Origin of the sequence: Idiomarina sp. 29L (assembly GCF_004123135.1) — a bacterium.
Lineage (GTDB): Bacteria > Pseudomonadota > Gammaproteobacteria > Enterobacterales > Alteromonadaceae > Idiomarina.
Window position 1 is genome coordinate 518399 of sequence record NZ_SDJS01000002.1, and the last position, 15440, is coordinate 533838.

General features: G+C 48.3%; 12 protein-coding genes. 3 read left to right on the top strand and 9 right to left on the bottom strand.

Annotation, left to right across the window (positions count from 1 at the left end):
* Positions 1-8: 8 nt before the first annotated feature.
* Positions 9-740, top strand: a complete 732-nt coding sequence (locus tag EST55_RS06170; RefSeq protein ID WP_129496841.1) for a DsbA family protein — start codon at positions 9-11, stop codon at positions 738-740.
* Between the two features lie 7 nt (positions 741-747).
* On the opposite strand, the gene EST55_RS06175 is transcribed toward EST55_RS06170, so the two are convergent.
* Both EST55_RS06175 and EST55_RS06180 read right to left on the bottom strand, forming a co-directional pair.
* A complete protein-coding gene (locus tag EST55_RS06175; protein WP_129496842.1) occupies positions 748-1488 on the bottom strand; it encodes a ferredoxin--NADP reductase in 741 nt (246 codons plus the stop codon).
* 9 nt (positions 1489-1497) lie between these two features.
* Positions 1498-1743 (bottom strand): accessory factor UbiK family protein, encoded by a 246-nt coding sequence (locus tag EST55_RS06180; protein ID WP_011233471.1) that lies wholly within the window; start codon positions 1741-1743, stop codon positions 1498-1500.
* 110 nt (positions 1744-1853) lie between these two features.
* Between EST55_RS06180 and rep the strand changes: the two genes are divergently transcribed.
* Positions 1854-3866 (top strand): DNA helicase Rep, encoded by a 2013-nt coding sequence (gene rep / locus EST55_RS06185; RefSeq protein ID WP_129496843.1) that lies wholly within the window; start codon positions 1854-1856, stop codon positions 3864-3866.
* Here the strand turns inward: rep and EST55_RS06190 are convergent.
* Positions 3863-6463: a diguanylate cyclase gene (locus tag EST55_RS06190; protein WP_129496844.1), complete on the bottom strand. Its 2601-nt coding sequence runs from the start codon at positions 6461-6463 to the stop codon at positions 3863-3865. The two genes, rep and EST55_RS06190, sit on opposite strands and share 4 nt — an antisense overlap.
* Before the next feature lie 221 nt (positions 6464-6684).
* A complete protein-coding gene (locus EST55_RS06195; protein WP_058576586.1) occupies positions 6685-7110 on the bottom strand; it encodes a cytochrome c5 family protein in 426 nt (141 codons plus the stop codon).
* Between the two features lie 83 nt (positions 7111-7193).
* Between EST55_RS06195 and dinB the strand changes: the two genes are divergently transcribed.
* The gene (dinB, locus tag EST55_RS06200; protein WP_129496845.1) at positions 7194-8264 is read left to right on the top strand and encodes a DNA polymerase IV; all 1071 of its coding nucleotides are present in this window, start codon (positions 7194-7196) and stop codon (positions 8262-8264) included.
* On the opposite strand, the gene EST55_RS06205 is transcribed toward dinB, so the two are convergent.
* The 5 genes from EST55_RS06205 to EST55_RS06225 are packed head-to-tail and all read right to left on the bottom strand — an operon-like array spanning position 8261 to position 15375.
* Positions 8261-8698: a DUF4399 domain-containing protein gene (locus tag EST55_RS06205; protein ID WP_129496846.1), complete on the bottom strand. Its 438-nt coding sequence runs from the start codon at positions 8696-8698 to the stop codon at positions 8261-8263. The two genes, dinB and EST55_RS06205, sit on opposite strands and share 4 nt — an antisense overlap.
* 27 nt (positions 8699-8725) lie before the next feature.
* Positions 8726-10618, bottom strand: a complete 1893-nt coding sequence (locus tag EST55_RS06210; RefSeq protein WP_129496847.1) for a methyl-accepting chemotaxis protein — start codon at positions 10616-10618, stop codon at positions 8726-8728.
* 32 nt (positions 10619-10650) lie between these two features.
* On the bottom strand, positions 10651-12021 hold the full coding sequence (locus EST55_RS06215; RefSeq protein WP_129496848.1) for a potassium transporter TrkG: 1371 nt from the start codon (positions 12019-12021) through the stop codon (positions 10651-10653).
* Positions 12018-12680, bottom strand: a complete 663-nt coding sequence (locus EST55_RS06220; protein ID WP_129496849.1) for a TrkA family potassium uptake protein — start codon at positions 12678-12680, stop codon at positions 12018-12020. Before EST55_RS06220 ends, EST55_RS06215 begins: the two co-directional genes overlap by 4 nt.
* Before the next feature lie 31 nt (positions 12681-12711).
* Positions 12712-15375 carry a M14 family zinc carboxypeptidase gene (locus tag EST55_RS06225; protein WP_129496850.1) on the bottom strand — a complete coding sequence of 888 codons (2664 nt, stop codon included), beginning with the start codon at positions 15373-15375 and terminating at the stop codon, positions 12712-12714.
* Positions 15376-15440: the final 65 nt, after the last annotated feature.

Sequence of the window (15440 nt, forward strand, 5' to 3'; positions counted from 1 at the left end):
AAAGTTGTATGAATTTTATCTATAAAACATTTTTCATCGTTGCTTTTATCTTTAGCAGCAACGTATTTGCGCAAGATTTAAACCCTCAACAAGAAGAAGATTTGGAAAAAGTCGAACAGTTATTGCGTGACAATCCGGAGCTTATTCCAAACATTCACCGAGGCTTACAGCGCTTTTTAGAACAGCAAAGTGACCAGAAAAACGCCTTTGCTAACCATCAGGAGTGGCTGTATCAGTCTGCTGCACATCCAATTTTAGGTGACAAAGATTCGCCGCATAAAATCATTGTGTTTACCGACTACAACTGTCCGTTTTGCAAAAAGTTAGAGCCCGGCCTGCATAAGCTGGTTGAGGAATACCCGTCTATTCAGATCGTGAACATTTTTGTGCCTTTACGCCAACAGCAGGTTGATGGGCTCAAAACCAACTCAGCACTCTATGGACTGAACCTGTGGCGCAATGACCCGAAGGCGTTCTTTGAAGCTCATAACCTAATGATGAAAAAGTCGGGCATGCATACCGCTGACTCACTGCAAAGTGTAGCGCAAGTCACGGATACAGAGGTCTTTTTATCACCATCCGGCGAAAGCGAGGCGATTATTCGCAAAAATATGTCGGCATTTCGCGACTTAGGCTTTCGCGGCACACCGACCCTTATTATTGGTCAGCAGGTAACACCGGGTTACATCCCTTATGACAAGCTGGAAGAAATAGCCGAAACGCAGTTTGACTTAGATTAACCGCTCGTTACCAGTAATTTTCGGACGTCACGTTACCCGGTTTACGCCGGGTATTTTTGGCAAGCCCCAGCTCCGCCAACGCAGCGCGTGACTCTTTTATCATGTCAGGATTACCACAAAGCATCACTTGCGCGCTGGTATCTAAAGGCGTTTCAAGTGCTTCGCTTAGCTGCCCGGAGCTGATCAGTTCAGGAATACGTGCAGATAGAGCCCCGGGAATATTTTCACGGGTAATCACCGGCTGATAGCCCAACTGCCCGGGGTACTCTTGTTGCCACTGCTCTATTTGCCCCTGATAAACCAGGTCTCCTGCAACACGAACGCCATGCACGAGATTAATACGTTTGAATCGTTCCCAAGGCTTTTCGGTTTTCAGCATGGAAATGAACGGACCAATGCCAGTGCCGGTGGAAAGCATCCACAAGCTGTCGCCATCGGGTACTTCGTCCAGTGTGAAAAAACCGCCAGCAGGCTGGGTAATGTCCACGCTGTCTCCCGGCTGCAGCCTAGCGAGCTTGGTGCTGACCTCACCGTCTTCGACTTCGGCTATGACAAAATCCAGTATGGCTTCGCCCGGCGCGCTGGCTAAGGAGTATGCACGCAATAGCTGTTCGCCAGCCACATTCAGGCCTAAACGAACAAACTGCCCGGCTTTGAAATCAAACGGCTCGGCCACAACTCTCAAACTGAAAACGCCAGAACTCCAACGGTAATTCTCGACAACTTTTCCACTAATCCATTGGATCATACGACTAACTTAGTCCTTGTTTTGGTTCTTGGTCGCTTCCAGTTCTTTTTCTAATAGTTCAACGCGCTCGCGCAGGCGTAACAGCATTTGCTGCTGCACGTCTAGCTCTTCGCGGGTGACTAAGTCGAGCTTAGACAGCTGTGACTGCAGGGTTTGTTTGACCCGCTGTTCCATATTTCCTGCCAGTTCTTTAACGCCGGCTGGCATGCTGTCGTTAATTTGGCGAGCAATATTCTCTATTGTTTTGTTGTCCATAAGTCTCTCTTTGTGTAAATCGTTGCTTATTCGTTTAGCTTAGCAGGAGATTCAGGTAAAATCCGAGCTTCTTATCGGCTTTTTCACGAATCAGGAACTCCACAGCGCCCATGCTGAACGATCGCCAGAATCAGGCTGTACATTATACTCAAGGACCTTTATTGGTGCTCGCCGGTGCCGGTAGCGGTAAAACCCGGGTTATTACCGAGAAAATTGCCTACCTTATTCGTCAGCAAATTTACACGGCACGCCAAATTGGCGCGGTGACTTTCACCAACAAAGCCGCCAAAGAAATGAAAGAGCGTATTGCGCAAACCTTGCCGAAAGCGCAGCTGCGCGGTTTAACCGTGTGCACCTTTCATACTCTGGGGCTGAATATTATCCGGCGCGAACTCAGCACCCTGGGCTTCAAGCCCGGTTTTTCGTTGTTTGACGATCAGGACACTTACGCTCTGCTAAACGCTCTTACTGAAGATGTATTTGAGGGCGACAAAGCCCTGATTCAAGCCTGTCAACATCAGATAGGTCATTGGAAGAACGCCATGCTCTCGCCCGAGCAGGCGTTGCAGAAAGCCGGGAACGATCAGGAAAACGCCTTTGCTCAGGTTTATCAGCAGTATCAAAATAATCTCAGTGCCTGCAATGCAGTCGACTTTGATGACCTGATTCGTCTGCCGACCTTATTGCTGGCAACCAATGAAAACGCCCGCGCGCGCTGGCAGAAAAAGTTTCAGTACCTGTTGGTGGACGAGTATCAGGACACCAACACCAGTCAGTACCAGCTGGTTAAATTACTGGTGGGCGAGCGTGCTCGTTTTACAGTAGTGGGCGACGATGACCAGTCCATTTACTCCTGGCGCGGTGCGCAGCCGAAGAACCTCGCATTGTTAAAACAGGACTTTCCGCAACTGGAAGTGGTGAAACTGGAGCAGAATTACCGGTCCCACGGCCGTATTCTGAAAGCAGCCAACATACTCATTGAAAATAACCCACACGTCTTTGAGAAAAAGCTGTTTTCTGAGATGGAATACGGCGAACCGCTGAGTGTTATCTTTGGCCGGAATGAAGAACATGAAGCCGAACGTGTGGTGGCAGAAATAGTAAAGCACCGCTTTTTGCGCAAAACCCCTTACCACCATTTTGCCATTTTATACCGAGGAAACCATCAGTCGCGCTTGTTTGAGAAGGCCCTGATGAACAACCGCATTCCCTACAAAATCACCGGTGGCCAGTCGTTCTTTGCCCGCGCAGAAGTAAAAGATATTATGGCTTACCTGCGCTTACTGGTGAACCCGACAGACGACACCGCGTTCCTGCGTATTATTAACACGCCGCGCCGTGGCATTGGTCCGCAAACTGTGGAGCGCATTGGTCGTTTGTCGCAGGAATTAGGTTGCAGCTTATTTGAAGCCTGCCAGTCACCCTATTTAAAAACGCAGCTCAGCACCGGTGTTTTTCAACATGTGGACGTGTTCCGGAATATGATAGATACCCTAGCCCGTCAGGCTGATCACCAGGAAAGTGCGGGAGACGCCGTACGACAGCTGCTGAGCGATATCGGCTACGAAGACTGGTTGTTTGAACAAAGCCCCAGCGCCAAAGCAGCCGAAATGCGCATTAAGAATGTGTATGAGTTGCACCGTTGGGTGTCCGACATGTTAAAAGGTGACGCTGAGCATGAGCCGATGTCACTTGACCAGGTGGTCAGCCGCTTGTCATTGCGCGATATGATGTCCCGCAATGAAGACGATGAGCAATTTGAGCAAGTGCAGTTGATGACACTACATGCCTCCAAAGGTCTGGAGTTTCCGCACGTATTTTTAGTGGGCATGGAAGAGGGGTTGCTACCGCACCAAAGCAGTATCGATGAAAATAACATAGAAGAAGAGCGTCGCCTGGCTTACGTGGGCATAACCCGGGCACAGCATAAGTTAGTCTTCACTATGGCGAAAGAGCGCCGTCAGTTTGGTGAGAAACTCGAGCCGCAGCCCAGTCGCTTCCTGCTGGAACTACCACAGGACGATTTAGAATGGGAACACCGCAAACAAAAGTCGGATGAAGAGCGGGAGGAGCAAAGAAGCCAGGGGCTGGCCATGCTAAAAAATGCTTTGAAGAAATCTTAGGCGCAGACAAAGTTACTGCCGTCGTCCCTCTTCACTTCCATTTCATAGTGAGTATCGATAAAACGGCCTTGTCCTACTGCAACCCCCTGGGCTTCAACATCGTGCTTTTGACCTTCAGTTTCTAGGCCGTCGGCGTACACTTGAATATCCAGCTCTTTGCACAGCGTCACAATATGTTTAAGCATGGCCTGCGCGCGCGAATTACTACCCAAGCGGGCAATGTAATGATGATCGAGCTTCAAAATACTAAACGGGAAGTTATATAAGAACTGAAGCGGTCCTGAACCACTGCCAAAATTATCTATCGCTAACGTGAAGCCAAATTCAGATAAACGTCTCAGACTAGCCAGCACCCGGCGACCGTCCTGAACTAATGAGGTTTCATCAAACTCTAAAACCACTTGCTCCGGTTTAACGCCATTATCCAGTACAACATTAACCAGCTCGTTCAAATGACTTGTTTTAAGCAAATGGCGCACCGATAAATTCACATGCAACCGAACATTTTGTGGAAGTCCTTTGTTTGCTACCCACTGACACGCGGTTTTTAAAGCATAACGATCAAGCTTTACAATAAGCCCAGTGCGTTCCGCAAGCGGCAATAACTCACTACTGTCAAATGAATAACGCGGGTCTTGCAATTCTATGCGCGCTTCAATGCCAGTTATCTCGCCACTATCAAGCTGCACAATCGGCTGGTAGGTGACACCGAAATCTTTCTCAACTTTTGCATGCCGCAACGCTGTTTCTTTACGCACGCTGTCCACCAATGACTCGTGCATGCTGTCGTCAAACAGGACGTAACGGCCACGTCCCATGCCCTTCGCCTGATACATGGCGGCATCGGCGTCACGCAGCAGACGTTCAGCTGAGTCGGTTTTTTCAAGACACTCAGCGATACCAATACTGGCGCCGGAATAATGCTCTTGGCCATTTAATTGGAAAGGCTCATTCATTTGTTGAATGATACGTTTGGCCACGTCCTTTGCGTCCTCAATAGAGGTAATAGTATCCAGCAAAATGACAAACTCATCGCCACCTAAGCGAGCAACCATATCGTTATCTCTGACACAGGCGCCAATGCGTTTACTGACCTCTAATAAAAACTCATCGCCGGCAGAGTGACCCAGGGTATCATTAATATTTTTAAAGCGATCTAAGTCAACAAACAACACCGCAAAGTGATGTTCCGGGTGGCGGCGTTTATGAGCTACGGCTTGCTTTAATCGCTCATTAAATAAGATTCGGTTCGGCAATCCGGTCAAATTGTCATGATGCGCTGCGTGGAACAGGTTCGACTCAGTTTTCTTACGACGCTCAATTTCTGAAACCAGCTCCTCAGTGCGCTCCGCCACTTTCTTTTCAAGAAACTGGTTAACTCGCTGAATCTCTTCTGCGGATCGTTTTCGATCAATCGCCACAGCAACATGCTGAGACACGAAATTGAGAAGCTCTAAGTCATCGCTTTTGTAAAGAAACTCACCGTCATACGTTTGCACGGCGATAACGCCAAACACTTGCCCGTTCATCATCAGCGGACTACCCAGCCACTGCTTTGCGAGCTTCATGCCGCCATAACCAAGTTCAATTTCATTTTTCTTGAGCAACTGTTGCCGTGTACTCGAGTCAATAAAAGCAGGTTCTCGCCTTTTAATAACGTACTCAGTTAAACCTTTACCGATCCGTCTTTTCTCTGCCTTGTTACCGGTTTCATCCACATGGTAGGGAAAGTGAAGAAACTTCTTATCGTCAGACAACAGTGCCACATAAAAATTATCGGCGTGAATGAGCTTGCCAATTTGTCGGTGCAATTGCCGGTAAAACGCGCCCATATCATCTGACGTATTCGTTAATTCAGAGATAGCGAATAATACCGATGTCTGTTGCTCTGCACGCTCTCGAATCGTAATTTCGCTCATTAAGCTTTCGTTAACGTGTCGCAGCTCTGCTGTTTGATGCTCAATTTCACTTTGCATCAAGTCGCGCTGCTTCAAACGCTCCAACGCGTTAACAACGTGCTGAGAAACGAACATCAATAAGTCTTCGTCCGCACTGTCGTATCGAACATCTTCGTTATAGCTTTGAACCACCATTATCCCAATAGTCGCATTGCCATGCTTTAAGGGGACACCTAGCCAGTCTTGTTGCTCAGCCCCTAACCCTTCAATTTCGCCTTGTTCTATAAGGCGCCTGTACACTTCTGGGGGGCAACGCAACGGTTGTCCTTTGCGCAAAACGTAGCCAGTAAGACCTTTACTTAACTGATCGATAGGAACCTGTTCAAAAATTGTGTCTTGGTCTATTTCATCGACAAAATAAACAAAGTCGACAATCTCTTGTTTCGCATCGTATAGGCAGATATAGAAGTTGCGAGCGTACATAAGCTCGCCAATAATGCCATGCAAGGAGCGGTAAAAATTATCCATTTCGCGCGCCGAAGCCGCCAGTTCCGAAATACGGAACAGCGCCTTTTGGACCACTTCAGCGGAACGGTACTTTTGGGTCAGCCCCTTGAGTCTATCAACAACCTTTTTCAGGCGTTCATTTTCAGTCTCCAGGTGCTGGACTTTCGCCTTGTCTACCTTTCCTTCTGTCATTTTTGCTTACCTGTAAGCACGACACTCCTTGCTAAGCACACTTAATCAACAGTTGTTAATTTTTTTAACAGGGAAGTAGTATAGACAGTGGTCAGACGTTTGGAAAGATTTTGCGAAAGAATTTGAATATTCAGAGAATAAATACTCGGGGATCACGTCAATTGACGTTAAAAAGGTCGCAACAAGCGACCTTTTATGACATTTAAAATATAATTTTTGACTTAGATGTCTTTTGTCATGTAGTCAATTGCGGCCTGAATTTCTTCTTCAGAGCAGTCACTGCAGGTACCTTTTGGCGGCATCGCATTAAAACCTTCAACGGCATGTTTCAATACCGTATCCATACCCTGGGCCAGACGCTCTTCCCAGTCTGCCGCGTTATTGATTTTCGGAGCACCCATAACGCCACTGGTGTGGCATGCAGTACAGAACTTATCATATACCTGCTGACCTGAACGTGGGCCGCTGCTTTCTTCCGCAGCACTGCTCTCACCAGCCACATAATGTTTACCGATAGGTTTAATACGCTCAGCAATCGCTTCACGAGACATGTCGTCTTGTACTGACGCAGCGCTTACAGACAGCGCAAACAATAAAGACAAAGTACCTAAAACACTTTTTACAAAGAATGAATTCATAACTCTCACTGGTTTCTCCTAAAATGGCTGGTGTTCTTGCACGCCCAGTTAGTGGATGCGATTATAACCACAAATGCGCAAAGGATAAACACTTGGCTGAAATTGCCCGAAAAATTGCTCTTCTCGATCTTGATGCTTTCTTCGCATCAGCGGAAGAATTGCGTAACCCTGCACTTAAACACCGCCCGTTTGCGGTCGGTGGCGGCGGCGAGCGGGGTGTGGTTGCGACAGCGAATTACCTGGCACGTCAATACGGCGTTCGCAGCGCCATGCCCGGCAGCCAGGCTCGAAAACTGTGTCCTCAACTAACCTTCGTTAAACCCGACGGTGCGTATTACCGAGAATTATCCAATCAAGTGCTCGACGTTCTTTATGAAGTGACACACCGGGTAGAGCCGGCTTCTATTGACGAATTTTATTTAGACCTGACTCACAACGAACTGTACCGGGGCAGTGCGACATTAACCATGGGTGCGGTAAGAGAACGAATTAAGTCATTAGGAATAACCGGCTCGGCTGGCATTTCCAATCAGAAAATGGTCGCAAAAATTGCCAGCGAAGAGCGCAAACCTGATGGCCAGTTTGTGGTGCCTCCTGACGAGGTCTTAAGCTACATAGCCAAACTTAACCTGAAGCAAATACCCGGTGTGGGCCCGAAGAGTCAGCAAGTACTTACTAACTATGGGCTCATGACAGGAAAAGATATTCAAAATATAGAAATGCAACAACTTCAGGAAATACTCGGCGAAAAAGCCGGTTATGTGTTGTTTGAGCGCTGTCATGGACGCGATAAACGGGAAGTCGTTACTGAACGTGTTCGAAAAAGTGTAGGCGTGGAGCAAACATTAACGTCAGATATGAAATTAGAGTCAACGGCACAAACTTACGTGCAGGAAAATTTACTGCCAAAACTGCGTGAGCGCATGAAAGTAAAACACTGGCGCGAACAGCCCATACGAAGCCAGACATTGAAGTTAAAATTCTCAGACTTTACTCAAACTACGGTATCAAGAAGCACTCAGTTCGTATCGCCTAGTTTGTTTTACGAATTATTGAGCGAAGCTTGGCAACGAGGCAAAGGAAAAGGGGTTAGGCTGCTTGGGATCAGTGCAACATTACCTGACCCCAGTGAGCAGCTGCAACTCGAGCTAGAGCTCGATTAGTCGCCTTTTACCGTAATGGTAATTTTCTTAGATACAACCGCTGGGTCGTGCGGCACATGGTTTTTGTCACCCAGGATAAGCTGTAATGTGTGCTCGCCCGGCTCCAGAGTTACCATGGTTTCCGTTTGACCGCCACCAAAATGAATCACGTCGCCACCCATGGGTTTATCCATCGCCGGCAGTTCGTCTTTATCTATTAACAAGTGGTGATGGCCGGTATGTTTCACATCGACACCTGCTGGCGCAACCCCCATACCATTCAAACCAAACTTCACTTTGAAGGTTTTGCCAACCACTTCACCGTCTTGAGGTGAAATAATGTACGCCTGTGCGTCGGCTGACGCTTCCGTTCTCTCCATTTGAGCGGCTTCAGCCGTTGCCAATACGGGCGTACCTATCAGCGCAAGTGCGCCAATCATCCAAGCCTTATTCATAACCATAACTCCTTTATTTGATGTGTATCAATTCAGTTTAAACTGTGTCACCAATTCTTCCAAGCGCTCAAAGGCGCGGCTTAATTCTCCACACGCTCGCTGCGTATTGTTCAGGTTGGTGACGCTTTGCTCGTTCATACTACTGATATCCATAATGTCTTTGTCCAGAGTTTGGATCACTGACGTTTGTTGTTCTGTTGCTGATGCAACCGAGTGGTTCACCTCGTCAATTTGCGAAATAATAGCGTCGATTTCGCTCATATGCTCAGCCGACTCCTCCGCGCTCTGGACACAAGCGTCACTAATTTCACGGCTCTCTTCAATCACACTGACTGCTGACTTGGTGCCCTGTCGAACTTTCTCAATCATGTTTTCAACTTCGGCCGCCGAATCAGAGGTGCGCTGGGCTAAGTTACGAACTTCATCGGCGACAACAGCGAAGCCACGACCGGCTTCACCGGCTCGCGCAGCTTCAATCGCCGCGTTAAGCGCCAGCAGGTTTGTCTGCTCGGTAATGCCTTTTATCACTTCAATAATTTGGCCAATGTTTTGCGTGTCTTCGTCTAGCTTGCCTATTGCTTGTCCCGACGCGTCCATTCGTTCAGATAAGTGTTGAATTTGCTGACGGTTATGTTGCAAGGCCTGCTGTGCCGCTGTTGTTTTTTCACTACCCGCGCTCGCTTGTGCCGATGCTTTCGCAGCACTGTCTGCAATTTCAGTCGCACTAGCGCCAAGCTCATTAATTGCCGTTGCCACGGAGTTCGCCTTATTCGCCTGTTCATGGCCAATATGCATTGAGTCATCACTGGCTTTCGTCATACTACTGATATTTTTTTCGACTTGTTTTGCTGCGCTTGTCACTTCTTGCAGTGCATTCTGAATTCGCTCGATAAACTCATTCATACGCTGCGAAACAACACCGAACTCGTCGTCTGACTCTACCGGCAGTCGCTGCGTTAAATCGCCCTCACCTCGGGCAATATCAGTTACCGCCTCATTCAGACGTCGTAGCGGTTTGAGTAATAATCTCAGCAACCAGCTCATCGACACAACAACAGCAACAATGCCCAGCACTAAATAAACAACGGCAGTCCAACCAAACGTCGACACATCGGCGTAGGCTTTTGTACGATCTATGACGACACCCAAATACCAGTCAACGCCTTGGATGCCTTTAATTTTATGAAAAGAGACCAAGCTGTCCTGGCCATCCACTTGGTATTCTTTAAAGCTCGAGGAGAACGACACAGAGCTGTCTATGTAGTCATTTAAAGAGGTCTCAATTCGTTTTTCGTTCGGGTGAACTAGAATATTACGGCTATCACTGACTAAAAACGCCTGCCCCATTCCCATAAAATCAATGTCATTAATAATGGCGGAAATATCATCAAGCATCATGTCGCCACCAGCAACCCCCATCAAGCGACCATCCCGTTCCATAGGTACAACGGCGGTAATCGTCAACTCGTCGGTGGTTACATCAATATAAGGTGTCGTATAGGTTGGCTGCCCTTCATTAACCGCCAGCTGATACCACGGGCGGCTGCGGGCGTCGTAGTCATCAGGCAAGTCAATACTGGTATCGTCGAGTAAAAAGGTACCGTCAATGAGTCCATAATATACGTTCTTAAAATTGCCTGCCGCTTTCGACTGCTGCACGCGCTCCAGCGCGCGTTCGGTTGAGTCAGACGGCTCATACACGTTGGCGGTCGCCTGCACAATGCTCATACGGTCATTAAACCACTGTGAGATATTGTTCGATACCGAGTCCGACAATGCCTGCATTTGCTGCTGAAGATCACTCCTGGTTTGCGTCGACATTTGCAAAAAATTGGTCAACGTAAAAATACCTAAGACCAACACCAGTATCGCCGATGCAGCGACAATGACTTTTTGAGTGAACTTCAGTTTCTTCAGCATGATTTTTAATCGCTTTTTATTATAAGTTTTGTTTAGCCAACCTGAATATCGGTTTCAGGGAAACGTATGTGTCGTTTACGCGGCGTGGCTAAAAAGTACGCTAGAGTTAATGGCCCGACACGACCGGCAAACATTAAAAACACCAGTATCACCTGGCTTGCTGCCGTTATCTCAGCAGTAATGCCTCTTGAGAGCCCGACCGTCGCAGACGCCGATAAAACCTCAAAGGTTATATCTATAAACGGCAGCGGATTCAAAATCATTAGGAGAAATATCCCCAGAAACATCAAAGTCAGAGTCACTAATGTCACCGCCAAAGCCTTCATAACAATTTCTTGTGGCACTGTTCGGTTTAACAAAGTGACGTGCTCACGACGTCTAAGAAAAGCATACGTCGCCACTAACAGCACAATAAAAGTGCCGAGTTTAATCCCACCAGCAGTACTCATCGAACCGCCACCAATGAGCATCAGCAACAAGGTGAAAACCGCCGTCGCTTCGGTCATCGCACCGGTATCAACGGTATTAAAACCCGCTGAACGAGGCGTTGTTGCCTGGAACCAGGCCGCCATTGCCTGATCCCCAATACTCAAATTGGCAAAGGTGGCCGGGTTATTCATTTCTAACAACCAAATAATAGCCACAGAGAGCACATTAATAATTACCGTCGCGATTAAAATGGCACGGGTATACACCGAAAAGTCATGCCATCGCCGCTTCTCTGCAATATTAGTAATAACTGAAAAGCCCAGACCACCAATGACAAATAAAATGCTGACAATAAGGTTCACTGGAATACTGCTAGCGTAATCGACTAAACCATTGGGCGAGAGCACGAAGCCGGCACTGTTAAAGGCAGAGATGGCGTAAAATATCGCTTCCGATAAGGCGTCCATAAAGCCTTTGTCGCTCCACCACGTTAGCGTTAAACCCACCACGGCAACGGCCTCAACTGTCAATGCCAAAGACACCACTGCTTTAGCCGTACGGCCAATATTGGCAAGACTGGTCTGGTGCATGGCTTCTTTAGCCATTAGCTGATGCTGAAGGCCGACGTGCCCTCCAAGCGACATGGCGGCCAATACCGCGAAAGTCATGAAGCCCAAACCACCTGCTTGTATCAGCACCGCTAATACGGTGAGCCCAAACACGCTGTAGGTAGCACCAGTATCAACCACGACCAACCCAGTTACAGTGACTGCCGAGGTCGCGGTAAACAAGCTTTCTAACCAAGTTATCGGCTGTTCGGTGGCGCCGGGAATTTTCAGTAATAACGTGCCCAGCAAGATCAAACAGGCAAAGCCTCCTGATAGAATGACCGGAGGGCTTGCCTTAAACGCCTTACGCTTACGTCTCCCTGGTCTACGATACAGCCAAGCTAAAGAAGGTAGCCACTGTTTCATGAACGTTCTTTCAGTTTTGGTGCTATAGATTTAAGCGCTTTTAAACTACCTGCCATTACCAAAGTTTCATTACCTTCCAACTCCATATCCATTGGCGGATTAGTTGTTACCTCATCACGCTTTTTCAGCAGCAATATGTGGAAAAACTCCGAGTCTTCAGAGGAAAGATCGCGCAGCTTTTTACCTTTTAAATACTCGCCAATACCGATTTCCACACAAAACCAGTTATGCCCAAGCGACATGTATTCATTCACCATGGGGTAGTTCAGTGACTGCGCTACACGAATGCCCATTTCTTCTTCCGGGTGAATAATGCGGCTTACCCCCAATTTCGAGAGAATCTGATGGTGCGACTTAGACGTAGCTTTGGCCCAAATTTCTTTCACACCAATGCTTTTCAGGTGTAAAACGCACAACAAACTGGCTTGAAGATCCTCGCCAATGGCCACTAAGACGACTTCGCAATTGGCGAGGTCGAGTTCCTGCAGCGCTTTTTCGTCGGTCACATCAGCTATGGCTGAATGTGTCAGCACTTCTGCCATCGCTTCAACGGCTTTTTCGTCTGAATCGACACCAATGACATGATGCCCAAGATCTAAAAGCTCCATTGAAGTTCGGGCGCCGAAACGCCCCAAACCGATAACGCCAAATTCAGCCATGTTTTACTCCTCCTAAGCTATTACCACGCTCTTATTGCGCTTTCGCTGGTGCCAGGAACAACGCATTCATTAGTAAGGTGTTCAAGCCATCCATGTAAGCCCGGTAGGTTGGCTCCTGAGTGAAACTTATCACCATTCCTTTGCCGGTTGGCTGCCAGATTAGTAACGGTTTATAGGGCAGTTGCTTCGCAATGTCGTCCCATAGGAAGCCGCTTGCCAGCATCGTGTCTGCGTCAGCGAACCAGGCAATGTTGCGACCATGGTTAATGTCGATAGGTGTCAGCACGTCGTTGCCGTTATAAATGCTAACAACCTGCGGTTTCACACCCACACTTAACCAATGGTCAGTATCGACTTGCGCATTTAACAACGCACCAGGCACCCAGTCTGGATCAGCGCCGTGCGGTTTTATTTCCGTTAAGAATTGTTCGCGGCTTTCAATTACCTTGCCGTCAATTTTCAGCTCTTCCGCTGGCTTTTCCACACCTTCTTCCGGCACTTTGCGCTCCAGCTTGGTATTTAACAGCCCTGCGTCAACCGCCCAGGCCGATGCACCACCTAAGGTCAATAGTACACCGCCGTCTGACACCCACTGCTTCAGTTTTTCAATAGTGCCATCGGTAAACACGCCGTCATACCCGCCTTCCGGCAAAATCAGCACATCTAAGCCGTCGAGATCATTCTGAATAAGCTGCATGGTGCGAATGGCGGTAACTGGATAGCCCATTTGACGTTCAATCACAAAGCGGGTGTGGCCAGCGTTATAGGCACTCACTGGCTCATCCCAGGCAATGGCAATGTTCGGGGCTTCTAGCTGACTGACATTATGTGAGCCAAAGTTTGGCCCCTCGGTAATCCAGCTCGTATCCACACCTTCGACTGTCGCACCGGACTCTTCTGCCAGTTTTTGCAGGGTTTGTGGGAGCGCCTGACCATTGTCTGCAACCGTAAGAATAAGAGAGCCACTTGGGAACTGACCCGCTGTCTCGTGAGTAAATGCTAATTCACTTTGGCGTACGCTTAAGCCTTCACGTAAGGCAGAGGTTAAAAAGCGCCCCGCGTTCATGTCGCCCCAACGCACTAAATAAGCCACTTCTGCGTCCGGATTAATCACTTTACCCGGGGCAATGCGACCTTCTTCAACCATAGCGGTTTTTACGTCAGGTAAGTCGTCGCAACTGTGGCTGTCCACATTAAACATCAATGGTAACGACCAGCCAGTTACGTCATAAATTTGGTCTGGCAGATTATTCTTGCGGCGTTTTTCCTGCTCTTTCAGAAAGTCGTCCGCCATGTCGACCTGTTCATCCATTAATGTGCGAATGAGGCGGTGCGACGGTTGTGCCATATCAACGATATAAGCGCCCGGTTGGTAGTCAACGTCACACACTTCAAAGGCCTGCTCAGCCTGCTGCACTTCGACACCTTGCTCAACCAGTAGCGATGCCAGCTTGCGTGCGCCAGCCGGATCATCTGTTGCCGGTAAAATCAACGAGCGAACGTCACCGTCTTCACCGGCTTCAACGGCGGACTGACGATAATTCCAGAATTTCTGCAATAATGCTTCGCGACGTTCCGACACCGTTTGAATGGTCGAAATAGACGCAATAAAGTGCTGTTGAACACCGTCAGCATAGGTCAGTACGTCACCGTCTTTGCGGTTAAACAAATGGCCGCGAGCCGACGCCATTTCGTATGTCATTGCTACCGAGCCGTAGTAAAGTGGCCAGCTGGCACCGTAGCCCGGATAAAACGCATCGAAAATTTCGCGGGTGAAATAGTCGAACCCTTTTTTGTCGAACCACTGGCCGTTATTTTTGCCTATCCAGTTCAAGCTTTCGCGCTGAGACTCTGTAATTAACGGGTTATAAGGACGCGCTTCCGGCGTAAAGTAGTAAGTTGAGTCGCCGCCCATTTCATGCAGGTCAACAAACACCAGCGGGTAATACTTCAGCAAAGCCTCAATTTGGCCGCTAATTTCTGGTTGCGTGAGTGCAATCCAGTCACGGTTCATATCGAATAAATAATGGTTTGTGCGCCCGTTTGGCCAGGGCTCATTATGTTCAGCGCTACGGCGATCACCCGAATGTTCCAGGCCAACACTCATATAGTAGCGGTCAACAAAACGTGCTCGCCCGTCTGGGTTTTGCAGTGGGTCAATAAAGACCATGGTGTTGTCTAACCAGCGCTGTGTTTGTTCGCGCTGATCATGCAACAAGTGATACGCCGTCATCATCGAGGCTTCCGGCGAGGAAATTTCGTTGCCGTGAACCCCGTACGACAACCAGATACTACCTGGTAGCTCGTTAATCAGTTTTTCTGCTTGACTGCGACTGGTCTTACGCGGATCCGCCAGTGATTGCATGCCTTGCATAAAGTTGTCAAAGTCGGCAATGTTCTCTTCGCTGGAGATAACCGCATAATACAATTTACGACCTTCCCAACTCTCGCCGTACTCCAACAGCTTCACCTGCTTAGGATAAGCCGCTTTCAGCGCCTCAAAATAGCGACTCATGTCTGCCGGGCTGGTTATCTTGGTACCTATTGGATAACCAAGCACCTGCTCGACCGTTACTTCCGAATCGGCATAGTTGGCTTCAGGTAGCAGTGAGCTTTCTCCAGCCAGTTGCTGGGCATGTGAGGGAAAAACAAACCAAGAAGCGGCGACAAGCGCCGCAATTTTGAGACTGCGCATGGTCATTCCTGTTGCTTTTGCGCGCCGCCGAAACAGCGCTAGGTTTCTTATTATGTCCCCCTAAT